This is a genomic window from Rudaeicoccus suwonensis (genome assembly GCF_007829035.1).
Classification (GTDB): Bacteria; Actinomycetota; Actinomycetes; order Actinomycetales; family Dermatophilaceae; genus Rudaeicoccus; species Rudaeicoccus suwonensis.
This window is the reverse complement of the sequence record NZ_VIVQ01000004.1, coordinates 157,131-178,380: the sequence shown is the minus strand read 5'-3', so window position 1 is coordinate 178,380 and position 21,250 is coordinate 157,131. Positions and strand designations below refer to the sequence as shown.

At 65.6% G+C, this 21,250-nt stretch carries 20 protein-coding genes; 18 read left to right on the top strand and 2 right to left on the bottom strand.

Annotated elements, in window-relative coordinates:
• From BKA23_RS16530 to prmC, 5 genes are all read left to right on the top strand, one after another.
• Positions 1-896 (top strand): homoserine kinase (locus BKA23_RS16530; protein ID WP_145230526.1); only part of this gene is annotated, 896 nt, incomplete at its 5' end.
• 204 nt (positions 897-1,100) lie between these two features.
• Entirely contained in the window at positions 1,101-3,083 is a 1,983-nt protein-coding gene (rho, locus tag BKA23_RS16525) for a transcription termination factor Rho (RefSeq protein WP_281287578.1), read from the top strand.
• Positions 3,084-3,307: 224 nt separating this feature from the next.
• Positions 3,308-3,523, top strand: coding sequence for a 50S ribosomal protein L31 (rpmE, locus tag BKA23_RS16520; protein WP_145230522.1), 216 nt, complete (start codon positions 3,308-3,310; stop codon positions 3,521-3,523).
• Positions 3,524-3,620: 97 nt separating this feature from the next.
• Positions 3,621-4,715 (top strand): peptide chain release factor 1, encoded by a 1,095-nt coding sequence (gene prfA, locus BKA23_RS16515; protein WP_145230520.1) that lies wholly within the window; start codon positions 3,621-3,623, stop codon positions 4,713-4,715.
• Complete coding sequence (prmC, locus tag BKA23_RS16510; protein WP_145230518.1) at positions 4,712-5,584, top strand: peptide chain release factor N(5)-glutamine methyltransferase; 873 nt, start codon at positions 4,712-4,714, stop codon at positions 5,582-5,584. Before prfA ends, prmC begins: the two co-directional genes overlap by 4 nt.
• A 15-nt stretch (positions 5,585-5,599) precedes the next feature.
• Here the strand turns inward: prmC and BKA23_RS16505 are convergent, their stop codons facing one another.
• A complete protein-coding gene (locus BKA23_RS16505) occupies positions 5,600-6,160 on the bottom strand; it encodes a pentapeptide repeat-containing protein (protein WP_170226651.1) in 561 nt (186 codons plus the stop codon).
• A 112-nt stretch (positions 6,161-6,272) separates the two neighbouring features.
• On the opposite strand from BKA23_RS16505, the gene BKA23_RS16500 reads away from it, so the two are divergent.
• The 12 genes from BKA23_RS16500 (at position 6,273) to atpD (ending at position 17,301) form a co-directional block, all read left to right on the top strand.
• Entirely contained in the window at positions 6,273-7,151 is an 879-nt protein-coding gene (locus tag BKA23_RS16500; protein WP_145230514.1) for an L-threonylcarbamoyladenylate synthase, read from the top strand.
• 5 nt (positions 7,152-7,156) lie between these two features.
• A complete protein-coding gene (locus tag BKA23_RS16495) occupies positions 7,157-8,431 on the top strand; it encodes a serine hydroxymethyltransferase (RefSeq protein WP_145230512.1) in 1,275 nt (424 codons plus the stop codon).
• An 87-nt stretch (positions 8,432-8,518) separates the two neighbouring features.
• Positions 8,519-9,613, top strand: a complete 1,095-nt coding sequence (locus BKA23_RS16490; RefSeq protein ID WP_145230510.1) for an MraY family glycosyltransferase — start codon at positions 8,519-8,521, stop codon at positions 9,611-9,613.
• Positions 9,614-9,792: 179 nt separating this feature from the next.
• Complete coding sequence (locus tag BKA23_RS16485) at positions 9,793-10,002, top strand: AtpZ/AtpI family protein (protein WP_170226649.1); 210 nt, start codon at positions 9,793-9,795, stop codon at positions 10,000-10,002.
• Entirely contained in the window at positions 9,995-10,477 is a 483-nt protein-coding gene (locus BKA23_RS16480) for an ATP synthase subunit I (RefSeq protein ID WP_145230506.1), read from the top strand. The genes BKA23_RS16485 and BKA23_RS16480 overlap by 8 nt, the downstream gene beginning before the upstream one ends.
• Positions 10,474-11,310 carry a F0F1 ATP synthase subunit A gene (gene atpB / locus BKA23_RS16475; RefSeq protein ID WP_145230504.1) on the top strand — a complete coding sequence of 279 codons (837 nt, stop codon included), beginning with the start codon at positions 10,474-10,476 and terminating at the stop codon, positions 11,308-11,310. The genes BKA23_RS16480 and atpB overlap by 4 nt, the downstream gene beginning before the upstream one ends.
• Before the next feature lie 127 nt (positions 11,311-11,437).
• The gene (locus BKA23_RS16470; protein ID WP_145230502.1) at positions 11,438-11,701 is read left to right on the top strand and encodes a F0F1 ATP synthase subunit C; all 264 of its coding nucleotides are present in this window, start codon (positions 11,438-11,440) and stop codon (positions 11,699-11,701) included.
• Positions 11,702-11,732: 31 nt separating this feature from the next.
• A complete protein-coding gene (locus tag BKA23_RS16465; RefSeq protein WP_211841774.1) occupies positions 11,733-12,305 on the top strand; it encodes a F0F1 ATP synthase subunit B in 573 nt (190 codons plus the stop codon).
• Complete coding sequence (locus BKA23_RS16460; protein ID WP_145230500.1) at positions 12,305-13,120, top strand: F0F1 ATP synthase subunit delta; 816 nt, start codon at positions 12,305-12,307, stop codon at positions 13,118-13,120. The genes BKA23_RS16465 and BKA23_RS16460 overlap by 1 nt, the downstream gene beginning before the upstream one ends.
• 78 nt (positions 13,121-13,198) lie before the next feature.
• Positions 13,199-14,836 (top strand): F0F1 ATP synthase subunit alpha, encoded by a 1,638-nt coding sequence (gene atpA / locus BKA23_RS16455; RefSeq protein ID WP_145230498.1) that lies wholly within the window; start codon positions 13,199-13,201, stop codon positions 14,834-14,836.
• A gap of 44 nt (positions 14,837-14,880) precedes the next feature.
• Positions 14,881-15,795 (top strand): F0F1 ATP synthase subunit gamma, encoded by a 915-nt coding sequence (locus tag BKA23_RS16450; protein ID WP_145230496.1) that lies wholly within the window; start codon positions 14,881-14,883, stop codon positions 15,793-15,795.
• Positions 15,796-15,822: 27 nt separating this feature from the next.
• A complete protein-coding gene (atpD, locus tag BKA23_RS16445; RefSeq protein WP_145230494.1) occupies positions 15,823-17,301 on the top strand; it encodes a F0F1 ATP synthase subunit beta in 1,479 nt (492 codons plus the stop codon).
• A gap of 355 nt (positions 17,302-17,656) precedes the next feature.
• On the opposite strand, the gene BKA23_RS16440 is transcribed toward atpD, so the two are convergent.
• On the bottom strand, positions 17,657-18,493 hold the full coding sequence (locus BKA23_RS16440; protein ID WP_145230492.1) for a hypothetical protein: 837 nt from the start codon (positions 18,491-18,493) through the stop codon (positions 17,657-17,659).
• Between the two features lie 101 nt (positions 18,494-18,594).
• On the opposite strand from BKA23_RS16440, the gene asnB reads away from it, so the two are divergent.
• Positions 18,595-21,237, top strand: a complete 2,643-nt coding sequence (asnB, locus tag BKA23_RS16435) for an asparagine synthase (glutamine-hydrolyzing) (protein WP_145230490.1) — start codon at positions 18,595-18,597, stop codon at positions 21,235-21,237.
• The last annotated feature ends 13 nt before the right edge of the window (positions 21,238-21,250 follow it).

Sequence of the window (21,250 nt, the reverse complement as noted above, 5' to 3'; positions counted from 1 at the left end):
TGCCTGCCAGCAGTGCGAACCTGGGGCCCGGCTTCGACTCCATCGGTCTCGCGCTCGGTGTGTATGACGACGTCGAGGCCACCGTGACCGGCGACGAACTCCAGATCACGGTTGAAGGACACGGCGCAGGGGAGGTGCCGGTGGACGACGGCCATCTCGTGTGGCGCTCCGCGTGCATCATGTGGGCGGCCCTGGATCTCACCCCGCCAAAGGGCCTGCGACTGCACTGCCGCAACGAGATCCCCCACTCACGCGGGCTCGGCTCGTCGGCCGCGGCGATCGTGGCAGGTATGGCGATGGCGTTGGCGCTGGTGCAGGAGGACATCGACGACGCGGAATCCCTGGCGCTGATCAACCGGCTCGCTGCCGATGCCGAGGGCCATCCGGACAATTCCTCGGCGAGTGTGTATGGCGGATGCACGATCTCGTGGGCCGACGATCACGGCCGTGGCTGGCAGACCATCCGACCGGCGCTGCACCCGCAGATCCGGCCGGTGCTGTTCGTGCCGGCAGCGACGCTGTCCACCGACAAGGCGCGAGCTGCTCTCGGTGCCTCCGTCCCTCTGTCGGCTGCGGCATCGACCGCGGGTCGTGCTGCACTGCTGACGGAGGCGCTCACCCGTTCGCCGGAACTGCTGTTGCCCGCCACGCGGGACTGGCTGCACCAGGAGGCGCGGCGACCGGCATACGAGCGCAGCATGGAACTGGTCGATCGACTGCGCCAGCAGGGTCACGCGGCCACGATCTCGGGCGCCGGTCCCGCAGTTCTGGTGCTGTCGACCACCGACCACGCGGACCCGATTGCCGAACTGACTGACGAATGGCGCGTGCTGACGCCTGGCGTCGCCGACGCCGGTGTGCGAGTCGTTTCGCGTTCGGTCGCATCCACGGTGTAGGTTGGAGGCCGCATCGATCAGATGGTGAGCCGCGAGACACATATGTTCCGGCTCGTCCGATGCATCACTCTCAGGTCACGTCGACAGTTTCTGCGCACGTGAATGAGGCCGGATCCCACATCATTTGCTCGATCCGGAGTTGTAGTGCACAACCCCAAAAGAAGACCGACAGTCAGTCGGCACAACGAGGGGGAAGGAACCTTCGTGACGGAAACCACTGAACTCGCAGCGCCCCAGGAAACGGGTTCGCAGGGTTCTCGAGGCAGCCTCAGCACCATGAAGTTGGACGAGCTCAAGCGGCTCGCAGCGACGATGGGCATCAGCGGCACCTCCAAGATGCGCAAGGGCGACCTGCTCACGGCTATCCGCGAGCGTGGCGAGAGCGGTTCGAGCCGCACGGCGCCCTCCGCCGCCCAGGCTGAGTCGGCCACGACAGACACGACTGCTGCCGCCCCGGCGCGTCGCGCGTCGCGCCGTGCGGGGTCAGCTGTCGTCGCCCCGGCCGAGCAGGCCGAACAGGTGACCGCTCCCGCACAGGCGCGGGAGTCGGACGACGGCCACGTCGTCGCTCCGGCGCGCGACGAGCGTCGCGACACCGCCGCCGACCGGTCCGACAGCGATCGGTCCGAGGCCGAGTCCGGCGACGAGTCGCACCAGGGTCAGCCTCGTCAGCGTCGTAACGATCGCAATGGCAGCGATCGTTACAACGGCGGTGATCGTTCCAACGGCAATGACCGTCAGAACAACCGCAACGGCAACGACCGCAACGATCGTCAGGGCAATGACCGTCAAGGCAGTGACCGGTCGAACAACAACGATCGTCAGAGCAACCGCAACGGCAATGACCGGAACGGCAATGACCGGAACGGCAATGACCGCAACGGCAATGACCGCGACGGCCAGGGGAACGACCGTTGGAACAACGACGACAGCCGCCAGGGTGGTCGCCGTCGGCAGCGTGGCCGGGACCGCAAGCGTGGCCGTGGCCGCGGCGCGGACGACTTCGGCGATGTCGATGTCGCCGTGCGCGAGGACGACGTCCTGGTGCCGGTGGCCGGCATCCTGGACGTGCTCGACAACTACGCCTTCGTGCGGACCAGCGGATACCTCGCCGGCCCCAACGACGTCTACGTGCCGCTCAACATGGTCAAGAAGAACGGCATGCGCAAGGGCGATGCCATCACCGGCGCGATCCGTGCGCTGCGTGAGGGCGAGCAGTTGCCGACGCGCCAGAAGTTCAACGCGCTCGTCCGCGTCGACACGGTCAACGGCATGCAGCCGGAGCAGGCGCGCGAGCGCGTGGAGTTCTCCAAGCTCACCCCGCTGTACCCCCAGGAGCGACTGCGCCTGGAGGACGACCCGAAGCACATCACCAACCGGGTCATCGACCTCGTCGCCCCGATCGGCAAGGGCCAGCGTGGCCTGATCGTGGCGCCGGCGAAGTCCGGAAAAACCTTGGTGATGCAGGCGATCGCCAACGCGATCACCGCCAACAACCCCGAGTGCCACCTGATGGTGGTGCTGGTCGACGAGCGTCCCGAGGAAGTCACCGACTTCCAGCGGTCGGTCAAGGGCGAGGTGATCGCCTCGACCTTCGACCGCCCCGCGTCGGACCACACCGAGGTCTCCGAGCTGGCGATCGAGCGCGCCAAGCGTCTGGTCGAGATGGGCCTGGATGTCGTCGTGCTTCTCGACGGCATCACCCGACTGGGCCGTGCCTACAACCTGGCCGCCCCGGCCAGTGGCCGGATCATGTCCGGTGGTGTCGACTCGGCTGCGCTCTACCCGCCGAAGAAGTTCTTCGGCGCGGCGCGCAACATCGAGAACGGCGGCTCACTGACAATCCTCGCGACCGCGCTCATCGACTCCGGTTCCAAGATGGACGAGGTCATCTTCGAGGAGTTCAAGGGCACCGGCAACTGGGAGCTGCGCCTGTCGCGCCAGCTCGCCGAGCGCCGCATCTTCCCGGCAATCGACGTCAACGGCTCCGGCACCCGTCGCGAGGAGATCCTCCTCGGCAGCGACGAGTTGAAGATCATGTGGAAGCTGCGCCGGGTCCTGGCCGCCCTCGACAACCAGCAGGGCATCGAGTTGCTGCTCGACCGGTTGAAGAAGACGCACTCCAACACCGAGTTCCTGATGCAGGTCCAGCAGACCAGCTCGATCAAGCTCGACGACGAGGACTGAACAGTCTGAACAAGCACGTATGACGATGCCCGTCCCACCGCACCGGTGAGGCGGGCATCGCCATACGTGCACTGGCGCCGTCCGTGCATTGCCGGAATATCGCGGCGGCACCGCTCGTTTGGACTGATGCGCTGCCGACTGGCAGAATTATCGGTTGGTCCACCGGTTCACGTCCCGACATCCGTCGCGGCGACCCGGAGGGCACGACACCCGAGGAGACACCCATGAAGAAGGACATTCACCCGTCCTACAACGAGACCCAGGTGACCTGCACCTGTGGCGCGACATTCACCACCCGCAGCACCGCGGACTCCGGCAAGATCACCGCCGACGTGTGCTCGCAGTGCCACCCGTTCTACACCGGCAAGCAGAAGATCCTCGACACCGGTGGTCGCGTGGCCCGCTTCCAGGAGCGTTACGGCAAGAAGGTCGCCAAGTAGCTTTCTCGCACCGCCGGTCCAGCCCTCGCCATGAGCGGGGCATCGGGCCGGCGGTTTGCTATGTCCCGCACGACCTCCCACGCACGAAGGCGACCCCATGATCGAGTCCGCGGCCACAGTCGCAGCCGAATACGCCGACCTGGAAAGGCAATTGGCCGATCCGGTGATCCACGGCGATCCGGTCGCCCTGCGCAAGGTGAACAAGAGGTATGCCGCTCTCGCGCCCACCGTTGCGGCATACCGCGCCTGGCTGGCCGCGCGCGACGACTTGGCCGCGGCCACCGAGCTTGCCGCCGAGGACGACAGCTTCGCTGAGGAACTGCCCGGCATGCAGCAGTCGCTCACCGCGGCCGAAGACAAGCTGCGCACCCTGTTGCTGCCTCGTGACGAGGACGACGACCGCGACGTGATCATGGAGGTCAAGGCCGGTGCCGGTGGCGAGGAGTCGGCGCTGTTCGCCGGCGACCTGGTGCGGATGTATCTGCGCTTCGCCGAACGCGCCGGGTGGCGTGCGGAGATCACCGACGCCACGGATTCCGACCTGGGCGGATACACCGACGTGCGGCTGACCATCAGGGCGAAGGGACAGATGGAGCCCGGCACGGCTCCGTGGGCCCGGCTGAAATATGAAGGCGGTGTCCATCGGGTTCAGCGGGTTCCGGTCACCGAGAGTCAGGGTCGCATCCACACCTCGGCAGCCGGGGTGCTGGTCATGCCCGATCTTGACGAGGGCGATGACGACGAGATCACCTTCGGTCCTAACGACCTCAAGATTGACGTCTACCGGTCGTCCGGCCCGGGTGGGCAGTCGGTGAACACGACGGACTCGGCCGTGCGCATCACGCACCTGCCGACCGGCACCGTCGTGTCTTGTCAGAACGAGAAGTCGCAGTTGCAGAACAAGGAGTCTGCGCTGCGGGTGCTCAAGGCCCGACTGCGGCAGATCGCGCAGGACGAACGCGACGCCGAGGCGTCGGCGGCTCGTCGCTCGCAGGTGCGCACCGTCGACCGCAGCGAGCGCATCCGCACCTACAACTTTCCCGAGAACCGCATCGCCGACCACCGCACGGGTTACAAGGCGTACAACCTCGACACCGTGCTCGACGGCGACCTCGACCCCGTCGTGCAGTCCGCCGTGGAGGCCGACGAAGCGGCGCGTATGGCGGCGGTCGCCGAGAACTCCGCGCAGTGACGCAGATCCGCGCACTGCTCGACGCCGCGACCACACAACTCGCTGAGAGCGGCGTCGTCTCGCCGGCGGCCGATGCGGCCGTCCTGCTCGCCCACGCGTGGCGGCGCACTCCGGCCGACCTGCAGCGGGCGCGGGTGATGGGTGACGAGCCCGACTCGACGGTCGTCGAGCGTTTCGAAGCGCTGGTCCACGAGCGCGCGACCCGCGTGCCGGTGCAACACCTCACCGGGTGGGCGCCGTTTCGACACATCGAAATCGCAGTGGGGCCAGGCGTTTTCGTGCCTCGACCGGAGACCGAGATGCTGGTGGACCTCGTTCTGGCGGAGCTGCAGCGGCTGCGTGAGCGCGGCGTCACCGAGCCCACCGTCGTCGATCTGTGCACCGGCTCCGGCGCGCTGGCGCTGGCGACCAAGGACGAATGCCCTGCCGCGCGGGTGCACGCCGTCGAGCTCGATCCGCTCGCCCATGCCTGGGCGACCCAGAATCGTGATCGCCTCGGCGCAGACGTCGAGATCGTCTGCGGGGACGCACGCACCGCCTTTGCCGAACTCCTCGAGACGGTCGACGTGGTGGTGAGCAACCCGCCATACATCCCGGTCGGCATGGTGCCCATCGATCCGGAGGTGCGTGACCACGACCCCGACATCGCGCTGTATGGCGGCAGCCCCGACGGCTTGCGGATCCCACTCGACGTCGCAGCCCGCGCCGCCCAACTGCTGGCGCCGGGTGGTCTGATGGTGATGGAACACGCTGACACGCAAGGTGGTTCGCTGCCTGCCGCGCTGCGAACGACCGGATCCTGGTCGGACGTCGTCGATCGGCGCGACCTGACCGGGCGGCCACGTGCCACCTGTGCGCGTCGCGCCTGAGGGCTGCGGGTCGAGCTAGTCGAGCACGACGGCGCCGGTCAGTTCGGCGGTGATCGTGCACGCCTGCTGGGTGGTCAGCAGCGCGCCCTTGAGCGCTCGCAGCCTGTCCAGGTCGCACGGGCCGATCGAGGCACCACGCAGGTCGGCGCCTTCGAGATTTGCGTCATACAGGTCGGTTCCGGTCAGATCACACCCGTCGAAGACCGAATGACGCAGATCGGCGCCGCGCAGCACGGCCTCGGTGAATCGACAACCGGTGAGGTCCGTGTGTGAGAGCAGCGCGCCGATGAGGTTGGCAGCAAACAGATTCGAGCGCTGGATCGTGAAGCCCAGCCCGCGCGACTGCTCCAGGTTCGCGCCCATCAGGCGGCAACCGGTGAATCTCGCTCCGCCCAGAGCGGCGCCCTGCAGCCGGGCCTGGTCCATGACACATTCCTCGAAAGTGACCTCGGTGAGGTCGGCATCGCGCAGATCCGCGTCACGCAGGTCGCACCTGACGAGGATCACCGCGTCGGTGGCGTCGGCCACCAGCGAACGCAACTGGGGACCGTCATACGTCCGGTCGACCAACTCCATGACTCGGAGTCTGGCAGGTGTGAGCCGGACGGCCGCGAGGGAACGAAGGTTTCGGCTTCCGCTGAGTCGACGTGCTGCATGAAATGGAAGGTCATCTGACACACTTGCGCGAGTGAGTCCGGTCTTCGATTGCAGCGCCGCAGAGTCCCGTGATGAGGCCATCCAGGCGGCGGCCGAGGCCATCGCCCGCGGCGAGTGCGTGGTGATGCCGACCGACACCGTCTATGGCATCGCCGCCGACGCCTTCAACGCGCCTGCCGTCGGCCGCCTGCTCGAAGCCAAGGGCCGTGGTCGCGAGATGCCCCCTCCCGTCCTGATCCCGTCACGTATGACGGTGGACGGTCTGGCGATGGCGCTCCCGTCATACGTGAGCAGGTTGATGGACGCGTTCTGGCCCGGCGGTCTGACGCTGGTGCTGCGGGCTCAGCAGTCTCTTGCGTGGGATCTCGGCGACACCAACGGCACCGTCGCACTGCGCATGCCCGATGACGAGATCGCGCTGGCACTGCTCCAGCGCACCGGGCCGCTCGCGGTCAGCTCGGCCAACCGGACGGGCAAGCCCTCGGCCACGACCGTCACCGAGGCCGGCTTCATGCTGGGCCATTTCGTCGATGTCTACCTCGACGGTGGCGAACGCGGAGCCGACACCTCCTCCACCATCGTCGACTGTACGAAGCCGGACCCTGTGGTGTTGCGTGAGGGCACGATCACCAACGAGCAGTTGCGTGAGGTGCTCGCCGGCGTGGGTCTGGTGACCGGGCAGGCCATCAACTCCGAACCGGACCTGCCGCCACCGCCTGCGCTCGATCCGTCCGGGAGCGCGGAGTCCGTCATACCGGCGGTCGACCTGACCAAGCCCGACGAGCCCGTCGCGACGGACACGCAGAGCGACATACCGACCCTGGGTGCTCAGTGGGGCAGCACGGACACCGACCACGCCGTCGACGACGCGAAATCAGCCAACCCCGACACCGACCAGAAATTAGGGTGACCCTCATGACGACGCCGTTCTACGGATCCGACTTCGATGCGCTCGAAGCCTTCGACCCCGACATCGCCGGTGTGCTGCTGTCCGAGCTCGGTCGGCTGCGCAGCGGCCTGCAGTTGATCGCCAGCGAGAACATGTCCAGCCCGGCCGTGCTCACCGCACTCGGATCAACCCTGTCCAACAAGTATGCCGAGGGCTATCCCGGCCGGCGCTACTACGGTGGGTGCTCCGAGGTCGACAAGGCCGAGACGATCGCGATCGAGCGCGCCAAGGCGTTGTTCGGCGCCGATCACGCCAATGTGCAGCCGCACTCCGGTGCCAGCGCCAACCAGGCTGTCTACGGCGCGTTCATGTCGCCCGGCGACACGATCCTGGCGATGTCGTTGCCGATGGGCGGTCACCTGACGCACGGCACCAAGGTCAGCTTCTCGGGCAAGTGGTTCAACGCCATCGGTTACGGCGTCGACCGGCAGACCGAGGACATCGACTACGACGAGGTCGAGCGCCTGGCCAAGGAGCACCGCCCCAAGGTGCTGCTCGCCGGTGGTTCAGCCATCCCGCGGACGATCGACTTCGCGCGTTTCCGCGCGATCGCCGACGAGGTCGGCGCGATCTTCTGGGTCGACGCAGCCCACTTCATCGGCCTGGTCGCCGGCAAGGCGATCCCGAGCCCCGTGCCGTATGCCGATGTCGTGTCGTTCACCACCCACAAGGTGTTGCGCGGTCCGCGGTCCGGCGCGATCGTCTGCAAGGAGGAGCACGCCAAAGCGATCGACAAGGCGGTCTTCCCGATGATGCAGGGCGGCCCGCAGATGCACACGATCGCGGCGAAGGCTGTCAACTTCAAAGAATGCGCGACTCCTGAGTACGCCCAGTACGCCACCCAGGTCATCGCCAATGCGCAGCAGCTCGCGACGTCGTTGGGGGAGAGGGGCATCCGCCCGACCACCGGCGGCACCGACACCCATCTGTCGTTGCACGACCTGCAGGGCATCGGGGTCACCGGCGCCGACGCGGAGAAGCGTGCCGACGCCGCCGGGATCGTGCTCAACAAGAACGCCATCCCGTTCGATCCCGCCAAGCCGAACATCGCCTCCGGCATACGTGTCGGTTCTCCGTCGGTGACGACGCAGGGGATGGGCACCGAGGAGATGAAGCTGATCGCCGAGCTGATCCACACCGCGATCACGCAGGGCGACGGCGACCCCGAGCACCAGGTCGCACGCGATGTGCGCGCTCAGGTGAGCGAACTCGTCGAGCGTTTCCCCGCCTACCCCCGCTGATGCGACTGCCTGTTCGTCATCGACCCGCCGCCAGGTTTGGCGGCGGGCGTCCCGAACAGTCGACGCCGGAACGGAACCCCGCAAGCTGTGCGTGAATACCTGCTCGTCGCGATCGTCGCAGCAGCGATCACCTACGTCACGACGCCGGGGGTCCGGTGGCTTGCGGTGCATTTCGGCGCATTCACGCCGGTGCGTGGCCGTGACGTCCATACCGTGCCGGTTCCCCGGCTCGGCGGGCTGGCGATGCTGTTCGGTTTCGCCGGAGCGATGCTCGTGGCCAGTCGGTTGCCGTATCTGGGCACGCTGTTCGGCAATGCCGACCTGATCCGGGTGCTGGCCGCGGCGGCGATCATCACGGCCCTGGGCGCCATCGACGATTTCCGCGACCTGGACCCGATGACCAAGGTCGCCGGCACGGTCCTGGCCGCCATCGTGATGTCCGGCTTCGGCGGAGTGCAGTTGCTCTTCCTGCCGATCCTGGGCACCCAGACCGTGCTCCCGCAACCGGTGCTGCTCGCTCTGACAGTGCTCGTCGTCATTGCCACGACTCAGGCGGTCAACTTTGCCGACGGCTTGGACGGTCTTGCTGCTGGGACGGTCGCGATTGCGGCGACGGCGTTCTTCATCTGGACCTACTCCACGCGCCCGTCCGACGACAACGTGTTCTCGCAGGCGTCCTTTCTGTCGGCGGTGATGGTCGGTTGCTGCCTGGGGTTCCTGCCGCACAACTTCCATCCCGCCAAGCTGTTCATGGGCGATGCGGGGGCGCTGCTGCTCGGGCTCATGTTGTCGGCGGCGACCATCTCGTTCACCGGCAGCTTCAGCCCGGTCGACAGCACGGCCCAGCAGACCTCGAAGGTCGCGATCCTGCTGCCGATCGCCGTGCCGGTGCTGATCCTTGCGCTGCCGATCCTGGACGTCATACTCGCGTTCGTCCGGCGTGGCGGAAAGTTCTGGCATCCGGACAAGAAGCACCTGCATCACCGGATGCTGCAGATGGGGCATCCGCACCGCCGTGCCGTGCTGCTGCTGTACCTGTGGTCGGCGTCGGTGTCCGGCGGCGTGCTGTCGTTCAACTACCTGCCGACGTATGCCGCATCCGCCATCCTCGTCTCATTGATGGTGATGGCCGTCGCGCTCACCCTGGGTCTGCCTCGATTAGGCCGCAAACCGCGCTTGTGATAGCTTTCACAATCAGCTGGATCAAAGCTGATACCGCCGATGGGAAGACCGATGAAGACCACCGACGTACGTCCCGGACGACCTGTCCGACGCGTTCGGTTGGCTGGTTTTACAGCCCATGTTTGCGCGGTTCAGCAGCCTAAGGGCCGTGTGCGGTGATGTACGATGACAACCGCGATATGGGTCTTGGCGCCTGGGATTTCGTCGGCATCGGCGGCATTGTCGTCGGCTCCGTCGTTTCAGGTCTGGTCCTCGGCTACGTCCTAGATTCACTCACCGGAACCTCGCCGGTCTTCGTCCTCATCGGACTGGCCGCCGGGGTCATTCTCGGAGGCATCGTGTCCTGGCTACGCATCCGCCCGTTCCTCAACGGGAGCGACCATGGCTGAGCGCGAGGTCGCCGGCGATGACCCGCAGGAGTCCGGCCGGATTTCAGTATCACCCGACGACGGAGGCGACGACGCTGTGAAGTCATCTGTCGTTGTGCGCGCCTTGCGCAACCAGCGGCGAGTCATCATCCTCGCCGTGGTGCTCGCGGCCGCCACCATCTACATCGCGGCGGTCTACAAGCATTGGCCGATCGGCGTCTTCGCCTCGGTCGGCATCTTCCTGTCACTGGCCAACCAGTTGTTCACAGAGACCACCTTGTTGCGTGCTGTCGAGAGCGGTGAAGAGTTCTCCCGCAAGCAGTACGGCGCATCATCGGCCGGCAGGCTCATGGTGATCACCGTGATCGCCGGAGCGATCTGCGCGTTCTTCTGGTCGTCTGGGGGAGCCGCCGTCCTCGTCGGGCTTGCTGTTTTCCACATGATCATCCTGATGGCCACCGGTCTGCCCCTGTTGAAGGAGCTTAAGAAGATATGACGCACGAGATCGCCTCTCTGGCTACCTCGACCGACATCAACCCTGGGCACCACATCACTTTCACCGCCTTCGGTATGACCTTCAACGCCGACACCATGTGGTCGACTGCGATCGCCGGACTCATCGTGATCGGACTGGGTCTGTGGATGCGCCGCAACGTCGGCCGCAAGGTCCCCACCAAACTTCAGCTCTTCTGGGAGTCACTCGTCCAGACCGTCACCAAGCAGGTCGAGGACTCGTTGGGCAAGGTGAACCCGTTCGTGGTTCCGTTGGCGATCACGCTGTTCATCTTCATTCTGATCAGCAACTGGCTGGAGATGATCCCGACCGACGACAAGCTGGTCTCGCCCACGGCCGATGTGAACCTCACCTATGCCATGGCGTTGTTCGTCATCGTGGGAGTGCACATCTACAGCATTCGCGAGCGTGGGGTGAAGGGCTACTTCAAGCACTACTTCCAGCCGTACCCGATCCTGTTCCCGCTGAACCTGATCGAAGAGATCACCAAGCCGATCACTCTCGCCCTGCGACTGTTCGGCAACATCTTCTCCAGCGGCATCATGATCTCGATGATCGCGCTGTTCCCGAGCTACATCCTCTGGGGGCCCAACGTCGTCTGGAAGTTGTTCGACCTCTTCATCGGTTTGATCCAGGCGTTCATCTTTGCGCTGCTGACAATCTTGTACTTCGGTATGGCGAGCGACCACGCCGAAGAACACTCTGAGGACCTCACTGCCGTCACCGATGTCGAGGGCAGGATCGAGGATGTGACCACGGTCGACGAGACCTCAGGGGTGACGGGTAACCGTCCGGAGTTGCAGGGAGCACACTGACCCCGCAAAGTGATGCGCTCACGGTGCATCGAGAATGAACGTGCACGGCTGTACCACGAACTGCAGGACCCATCCGAAACACACGCGGTGACCGACATGGTGTCGGCATCCGAAATCAAGGAGTGACATGGCAGACTCAACCAGCATCGACTCGGCGATCAAGACCGCCGGCGCCTTCGTTGGTGGTGGCCTCGCCCTCGGTGGTGGCGCCATCGGTGCGTCCATCGGTGACGGCCTCGCCGGTAGCGCCACGATCAACGGCGTTGCCCGTCAGCCCGAGGCCCAGAGCCGTTTGATGACCATCTTCTTCCTGACCGTCGGTCTGGCAGAGGCTATGTACTTCATCAACCTGGCCTTCATGGCGTTGTTCGTCTTCGTCCTCGGCAAGTAACTAGCCCGTCCCCGACGAGAGGGAACCTCCCGTGATTCACCAAGCTGTCGCTGCCTCGTCGACGAGCAACCCGCTGCTGCCCAATGGCACGCTGATCGCCGAGTTCATTGCGTTCATCATCATTCTCGGTGTGCTCTGGAAGTGGGTGCTGCCGCCGGTCAGCAAGGCGATGACCGACCGCCAGAACACCATCCGCAACCAGTTCGAAGAGCTCGATGAGGCCAAGGCCGCCGCCGACGCCGAGCGCGAGAAGTACCACTCCGCGCTCACCGACGCGCAGACCGAGGCGGGCCAGATCCGGCAGAAGGCCCGCGAGGAAGGCGCTCAGATCGTCGGTGAGAGCCGAGAGGTCGCCAAGGCCGAGTCCGAGCGGATCGTCGAGACGGCGCACAAGCAGGTCGAGCAGGAACGCCAGCAGGCCGAGGTTCAGCTGCGGCAGCACATGGGCGCGCTGTCGACCGAACTTGCCGGGCGCATCGTCGGTGAGGCGCTGCAGGATGACGATCGGCAGCACGCCATCGTCGAGCGTTTTCTCGTCGAGCTGGAGTCCGGCAACATCAAGCCCGAGAAGGTCGGCTCCACGTCGACCGAGGCGGGCGTCTGATGCAGGGCGCTTCCCGCGGATCCTGGGTGGCCAGCGAGAAGTCGCTCGCTGAGGTGCTGCGCGATCCGGCGTCCGCTGCCGGCGTGATCGGCGGTGAGTTGCTCGCCGTCGGAACGGTGCTCGACGACAGTGGCCCGTTGCGGCGTGCGTTGAGTGACTCGGCCACACCACCTTCGACCAAGACGGGGCTGGCCGATCGGCTGTTCTCCGGCAAGCTGGCGGCGGATTCCGCTGCCGTCCTGCGCGCAGCGGTCGAGCAGCGCTGGTCCGATCCTCGTGATCTCAGCGATGCGGTTCATTCCCTCGGTGTGCAGGCGGTCCTCACCGGGGCGGAGCGGGACGGTCGCCTGGAGCAGGTCGAAAGCGAACTCTTCCGCTTCGAGCGCACGGTGGCAGGCAACCCTGGGCTGCGTGACGCCTTCAGCAATCGGCAGCGCAGCGGTGCGGACAAGGCAGATCTTGCCTCCACGCTGCTCGACGGCAAGGCCGCTTCGGAAACCGTCGCACTGGTCCGCCAGGCGGCCGCGCACCCCCGCGGTCAGCGGTTCGAGCGCGTGCTGCAGTCCTACATCAACGCGGCTGCGAACCTTCGTCACCAGTTGGTGGCCACGGTCACCACCGCACGGACGCTGAGTGACGAGCACAGCAATCGCCTGAGCGCGGCACTGACGGCGATCTACGGGCGGACCGTCCAGCTCAACGTGGTCGTCAACCCGGCAGTCGTCGGCGGTCTGCGTGTGCAGATCGGCGACGAGGTCATCGACGGCACGATCCAGACCAGGTTGGACGAAGCGCGCCGGGCCATGGCGGGCTGAGCAGTCGCCCCGGCATACGGCACACACACTTTTTGAACCACGTGGGCGACCCACCGCCCCTCAGAAGGAGAAGAAGACATGACGGAGCTTTCGATCCGTCCCGACGAGATCCGGGACGCGCTGGACGGATATGTCCGGGCCTACGAGCCAGGCGCCGCCAGCCGTGAGGAGGTCGGTACCGTCGCAGACGCCGCCGACGGAATCGCCCACGTCGAGGGCCTGCCCTCCGCGATGACCAACGAGTTGCTGCAGTTCGAGGACGGCACGCTGGGCATCGCACTCAACCTCGACGTGCACGAGATCGGTGTCGTCGTCCTCGGTGACTTCGGGGGCATCGAGGAAGGCCAGGAGGTCAAGCGCACCGGCGAGGTTCTCTCGGTTCCGGTCGGCGATGCCTTCCTCGGCCGTGTGGTCGACCCGCTCGGTCAGCCGATCGATGGTCTGGGCGACATCAAGCCGGACGCCCGGCGTGCGCTCGAGCTCCAGGCACCGACCGTGGTCCAGCGTCAGTCGGTGCACGAGCCGCTCCAGACCGGCATCAAGGCCATCGACGCCATGACGCCCATCGGACGTGGTCAGCGACAGCTGATCATCGGTGACCGCCAGACCGGCAAGACCACGATCGCCACCGACACGATCATCAACCAGAAGGAAAACTGGGAGACCGGTGATCCGGACAAGCAGGTCCGGTGCATCTACGTCGCGATCGGTCAGAAGAACTCCACGGTCGCTGAGGTGCGCCGCACCCTTGAGGACGCCGGCGCGATGGAATACACCACCATCGTCAATGCTCCTGCTGGTGACCCGGCCGGCTTCAAGTACCTCGCTCCGTTCACCGGTTCGGCCATCGGCCAGCACTGGATGTATGACGGCAAGCACGTCCTCATCGTGTTCGACGACCTGTCCAAGCAGGCCGACGCCTACCGCGCCATGTCGCTTTTGCTGCGCCGCCCGCCGGGTCGTGAGGCCTACCCGGGTGACGTGTTCTACCTGCACAGCCGCCTGCTCGAGCGTTGCGCGAAGCTGTCCAAGGACCTCGGTTCGGGTTCGATGACCGGCCTGCCGATCATCGAAACCAAGGCGGGTGACGTCTCGGCGTTCATCCCGACCAACGTCATCTCGATCACCGACGGTCAGATCTTCTTGCAGTCCGATCTGTTCAACGCCAACCAGCGTCCGGCCATCGACGTCGGTGTGTCGGTGTCGCGTGTCGGCGGCGCCGCCATGACCAAGGCCATGAAGGCGGTCACCGGTTCGATCAAGGTGGACCTCGCACAGTTCCGTGAGATGCAGGCGTTTGCCATGTTTGCTTCCGACCTCGACGCGGCCTCCCGTCACCAGTTGGCCCGCGGTGAGCGGCTGATGTCCTTGTTCAAGCAGCCGCAGAACGCGCCGTACTCCGTGCCCAACCAGGTCGCGTCGATCTGGGCCGGCACGACCGGTCAACTCGATGATGTCGCTGTCGAGGATGTCCCGCGTTTCGAGAACGAGTTCCTGGACTACCTGCACCGCAACAACCAGGCAACCCTGGACGCCATCCGCGAGACCTCGAAGATCGACGACGACGGTCTTGCCGCCTTCGAGGCGGCGATGAAGGAGTTCAAGCCGGAGTTCCAGGCTGGTCCGCAACACGGTGGTGAGGGCGCCGAATCGCACGATGAGATCGCCCAGGACCAGATCGACCAGGCCAAGATCGTCAAGCAGCACAAGGCCTGACGGCCTCCGCTGACTGCTACTCCGACATTTAGGGAAGGGGACCGATGGGCGCGCAGATGCGGGTTTACCGCCAACGCATCCGGTCTGTCCAGGCCACCAAGAAGATCACACATGCCATGGAGATGATCGCGGCCTCGCGCGTCGTCAAGGCACGGCACGCGGTCGCTCAGTCGACGCCGTACGCCATCGCGCTCACCCGTGCCTGTTCGGCCGTCGCGACGCACAGCAACACCGACCATCCGCTGACAACGGAGCGCGACAATCCCAAGCGCGCAGCTGTGCTGATCTTCACCAGTGACCGCGGTCTCGCGGGGGCCTACTCCGTGAACGCGATCAAGACCAGCGCCGAGTTGATCGAGCGGCTCCGGGGCGAGGGCAAGGACGTTGCCGTCTACCTGGTGGGGCGCAAGGCGGTGAGTTACTACAAATTCCGTCGCCGGGAGTTCGAACGCGAGTGGACCGGTTTCACCGACAGTCCGCAGTTCGAGCAGGCGAAGCAGATCGGCGACGTGCTCACCGGTGAGTTCGTCAAGGGCAGCGAAGAGGGCGGCGTCGATGAGGTCCATCTCGTCTACACCCGCTTCGTGTCGATGGTCAGCCAAGAGCCCCAGGTCGTCCGCCTGTTGCCCTTGGAGGTCGTCGAAGGTGACCTCGACAGTGACGGCGACGGCGTGCCCGACTCCGGCCCGCTGCCGTTGTACGAGTTCGAGCCCGGTGCCGACAAGGTGCTGGACGCGCTCCTTCCGCAGTACATCACTGCGCGGATCTTCAACGCGCTGCTGCAGTCGGCGGCCTCCGAACTGGCAGCCCGCCAGCGGGCGATGAAGTCGGCGACCGACAACGCAGAAGAACTCATCAAGACCTACACCCGTCTCGCCAACCAGGCGCGGCAGGCTGAGATCACCCAAGAGATCAGCGAGATCGTTGGTGGCGCCAGCGCACTCGCGGACGCGTCCTGACGCGCCATACGAGGAGAAAGAAACATCATGAGCACTGTTGCCAGCCCCGCCCCCGCGGCGGAGCAGTCCAGCGGAGGCATCGGCCGCGTCTCGCGTGTCATCGGCCCGGTCGTCGACGTGGAGTTCTCCATCGACTCGATGCCGGACATCTACAACCTGCTGACTCTCGACGTCGATCTGACCGGCGAGCACGTCGAAGGTGAAGGCAAGAAGCGCATCAACCTCGAGGTCGCCCAGCACATCGGCGACAACATGGTGCGCGCGATCTCGCTGCAGCCCACCGACGGCATCGTTCGCGGCCAGGAGGTCACCGACACCAACGGCCCGATCACCGTCCCGGTCGGTGAGGTGACACTCGGCAAGGTGTTCAACACCACGGGTGACTGCCTCAACCTCGCGGACGGCGAGACCATCGAGGTCAAGGAGCGTTGGGGTATTCACCGCAAGGCGCCGGCGTTCGACGCGCTGGAGTCCAAGACCCAGATGTTCGAGACCGGCATCAAGGTCATCGACCTGCTCACGCCGTACGTGCAGGGTGGAAAGATCGGCCTCTTCGGCGGTGCCGGAGTGGGCAAGACCGTGCTGATCCAGGAGATGATCGCGCGTGTCGCCCGCGACCACGGTGGTGTGTCCGTGTTCGCCGGGGTCGGCGAACGTACCCGTGAGGGCAATGACCTCATGGTCGAGATGGACGAAGCCGGAGTGCTTGGCCAGACGGCGCTGGTCTTCGGCCAGATGGATGAGCCGCCGGGCACCCGTCTGCGAGTGGCGCTGGCTGCGCTGACCATGGCGGAGTACTTCCGTGATGTGCAGAACCAGGACGTGTTGTTGTTCATCGACAACATCTTCCGGTTCACCCAGGCCGGTTCCGAGGTGTCGACGCTGCTCGGCCGCATGCCGTCTGCGGTGGGTTACCAGCCGACGCTGGCCGATGAGATGGGCATTCTGCAGGAGCGCATCACCTCGACCCGTGGTCACTCGATCACCTCGATGCAGGCGATCTACGTCCCTGCAGATGACTACACCGACCCGGCGCCGGCGACGACCTTCGCCCACCTGGATGCCACCACCGAGTTGTCCCGTGACATCGCCTCGATGGGTATCTACCCCGCGGTGGACCCGCTCACGTCGACCTCGCGCATCATGGACCCGCGCTACATCTCGCGGGACCACTACGACACCGCGGTGCGTGTGAAGGGAATCCTGCAGCGCAACAAGGAGCTCCAGGACATCATCGCGATCCTCGGTATCGACGAACTGTCCGAAGAGGACAAGGTGCTGGTTGCCCGGGCGCGGCGGATCCAGCGCTTCCTGTCGCAGAACACCTACGTTGCCAAGCAGTTCACCGGCATCGAGGGTTCGACCGTTCCGTTGAAGGACACCATCGAGGCGTTCACCAAGATCGCCGACGGTGACTACGACTCGACGCCTGAGCAGGCGTTCTTCATGTGCGGTGGTCTCGACGACGTCGAGCGCAGGGCTGCCGAGCTGGCCAAGGAAGACTGATCCAGCCGTAGCGCACAGCAGATCTGACTGACGGCCGACGCGCCGGACGCCTCCAGGCGTCCGGCGCGTCTGCTGTTGTGCACCCGCGTCTGCGCTCGCTGTTGTGCGTCCGCGTCTGCGCTTGCCGTTGTGCGCCCGGGTCTGCGCTTGCCGTTGTGCGCCCGGCGCGTCTGCTGTTGTGCACCCGCGTCTGCGCTTGCCGTTGTGCGCCCGGCGCGTCTGCCGGGTCGCCACCGTGGCGCGTTGACCTGGCGGTTGCGGTCGTTATCCGTCGTGGACAACAACACCTGGTGCCAGGTCACCGTCGAAAGGCTGGCTGCGCGGTGCTGCGCGGTGCTGCTCGCGGTGCCGCCGCTCAGGTGGTGGCGTCGTCGTCGACCTCGGCGCGACGAGCGAGTGCCAAGCAGCCCGCGAGGGTGACCACGAATCCGACCACGGCGACAGGACCGAAGTGGTGGCGCACCTTGTCGCCCAGAAACACTAGACCGATCAATGCCGGCAGCACCGTCTCGACTGCGAACGTGATCGCGGCGACGCTCGTGGTGCGCCCGCGTTCGAGCGCGAACCCGTAGGCCACGATGGCGAACACTCCCGCGATGGCCATGGCCAGCAGCGCCGGGTGAGTGACCGTCTTCCACCACGGGTCGGCGAAAGCCAGCACACGCGCGGCGATGCCGGTGATGCCGAAGCCGAGACCGCTGGCGACCGCCAGCGTCAGCGAAGAGCGTCCGGGGGTCTTGTCGAGACAGCCGACCGCGAGGATCACGCCGACGACCAGTGACTCGATCACCAGACCCCAGTTGCCCCGGTGCCCGAGGTGCTTGCCGTGGCCCTCGTGCGCGCTCACTGCCAGCATCACCAGGCCGGCTCCGACCACCGCCAGAGCGATGATTTCACGGCGGCTCAGGCGAACGCCGAGCAGCCACACGGCCAGGATCGCGGTCACCGCAACCGACGACGCCAGCATCGACTCGACCAGGAACAACGGCAGCGTGCGCAACGCCGCGAACGAGGCCACGAAACCGAGGCCGTCCAACGCAAGGCCCACGGCGTACAGCCGTCCGGCCATCAGCCGCTGCAGGAGCGTGGTGTCGGCCGGCTGTTGCGCCATACGCCGCACGCCCATGGCCTGCAGGATCGTGGCAGCGCCATACGCGAGGGCGGCGATGATTGCGCCGAGCGGACCGATCACCGCGCCATGCTGTCACGGATGCATGGCCGGATCCGGCAGGGTCGCTGGGAGTCTCGTGGCCGTTTAGGTCGGATCACGTGCCACGAAATAAGCTGGCCCCCATGTGTGGAATCGTCGGCTATTTCGGGCCCGCAGGCACCCCGCAGATCCTCCAGCGGATGAACGACTGCCAGGAGCACCGTGGTCCCGACGGTGCGGGGACGTTCGCTGACGGCCCTGTCGCACTGGGCCACCGCCGACTGTCGATCATCGACGTGGCGCACGGTCAACAGCCGATGTCGACCGCCGACGGCCGCTACGTCCTCAGCTACAACGGTGAGGTCTACAACTACCTCGAGCTGCGAACCGAGCTTGAGCAGCTGGGCCGCAGCTTCAGCACCGACTCGGACACCGAGGTGGTGCTGCACGCCTTCGCCGAGTGGGGCACGGATGCCTTCGACCGGTTCAACGGTATGTGGGGCCTGGCGATCTGGGACGCACAGGAGCAGCGCCTCACGCTCAGCCGCGACCATTTCGGCATCAAGCCGGTCTATGTTGCCCAGGTCGGTGAGACGCTTTTCTTCTCCTCCGAGATCAAGTCGATCCTGGCGACCGGCGTCTACGACCGCCGCCCCAACGACCGGTCGATCTACCGCTACCTGCGTTTCCGGATCCATGAGGACGGCCGCGAGACCTTCTTCCAGGGCATCGAGCGGCTCGAGCCGGGGGAGTACCTCTCGGTGGACGCCTCCGGCATACAGCGCGGGTTCTACACCCGGCTGCGTGAAGAGCTCGCCGAACTCGCCACCCAGCAGCGCCCGTATGACGACGCTGCCGCGGCGGAGTACAAGCAGCGGTTGACCGAGGCGGTCCGGCTGCGCTTGCAATCGGAGGTGCCTGTCGGCACGTCATTGTCCGGCGGCCTGGATTCCAGCGCCGTGGCCGTGATCATCAACAAGCTGCTGAACGACGGCGACGCGACGACGAAATCCGTTGGCGCGCAACAGAATACGTTCTCTGCGGTGTTCCCGGGCTCAGACAACGACGAAGAGAAGTATGTCGATGCCGTGCTCGACATCTGCAAGGGTCACGTCGATTCGCACAAGATCCTGCCGACCGCAGACGAGTTCAAGGTCGACTTGCGCGACTTCATCCGCACGCAGGAGGAGCCGCTGATCTCCTCCGGCCCCTATGCGCAGTTCCAGGTCATGCGCGAGGCGACCAAGCACGTCACGGTGCTGCTCGACGGTCAGGGCGCCGACGAGATGATGGCTGGGTACATTCCCTACTACTTCGTCTACCTGCGCCAGCTGCGCGCCCAGGGCGCGACCGCCGCGGCGCTCGAACTCAGCAAGAGCCTGGACGTGCTCTACCGGTTGGGCCGGTTCAAGCTGAAGTCGAAGCTCAAGGGCAACAAGTCGATCCCGGGCGAGCGCCTGCTCGGCGACGATTTCGTCACGACGTATGCCGCAGAGCGTTATTCCGTCGAGGGCGCCAACCTCAAGAAGCGCCTCATCGAAGATCTGTTCATCGGCTCGCTGCCCTCGTTGCTGCGCTACGAGGACAAGAACACGATGCGGTTCTCCCTGGAGGGCCGTGTGCCGTTCCTGGACAAGGAGGTCGTGAAGTTCATCTTCAGTCTGTCCGACGAAGCGATCATCAAGGACGGCTGGAACAAGCGGGTGCTGCGCGATGCGACCCGTGGACTGCTGCCCGATCTGATCAACCGTCGCCGCAACAAGATCGGCTTCACCACTCCGCAGTCCGAGTGGTTCATGCGGTTGAAGAACTACTTCTACAACATTTTCCTCTCCGAATCCTTTGCCAGCAGGCCCTATTTCGACCAGACCGAGGTGCTGCACGCATTCGAGGGCTGGATCAAGGGCACCAACACCCTTGACTCGATGACCTTCTGGCGACTGCTCAACGTCGAGCTGTGGCTGCGTGAGTTCTTCGACGAGCAACCGGACGAGGCAGACGCCGAGCCTCGCCTCAAGACCGACCTCGAAGCCAACGCCGACAAGCAGTTGGATCTCACGACCGCGTCGGGCGCGAGCGTGCGGCGGTACCCGTTGCGCACCGAACTGGTCAGTCGTGACGACGACCTCGATGCTCGGGTGAACGAGCACATCGACGCTTTTTTCGCTGCGCTGGAGGCCGACCCGGAACATCAGGCTGCGCTCGCTGGCAAGCGGTGGTTCTTCTTCATCTCCGAGAAGATCGTCGCGATCACGCAGGGTCGGTCGTACTTCATCTGGGACATCAACGTCGGCCGTTCGGCGCGCATTCTGTCGAAGTACGTCACGCGCACGCCGGCGGGCATCGGCCTCGGATCACCGTTCACCATGCAACTGGCGATTCAGGAAGTCGGTCTGCCGCGAGTGCTCTACGCCAGCGCCGGGGGCGCGGTCGGCAAGGCGATCGGCAGACGAGGGCTGTTCTACGAATTGGTCGGCAACGACATACGCGCCATCGACGGTCCGACGGAATACTCGGCGTATCCCTCCAACGTCTCGGCCAAGCTGGCACCCAAGGACCCCGACCAGGTGGCATCCCGTTTGTCGGCCGCAATTCGTGAGCGTGCTCCGCAGGCATATCGCGACACCTTCGGCGGGACGGTCGTGATGGACGCCAACGACATCGGCCGCAACGTGCTCGGGTCCGACGTGAAGGGGGACTGGACCAGATTCGAGGAGATGTTCGCTGACAACCCCCTCGGGCAGAGCACCGAGCAGACCCCGATGGCGATCGTGGTCGAACTCTGATCTGCCAGACCAC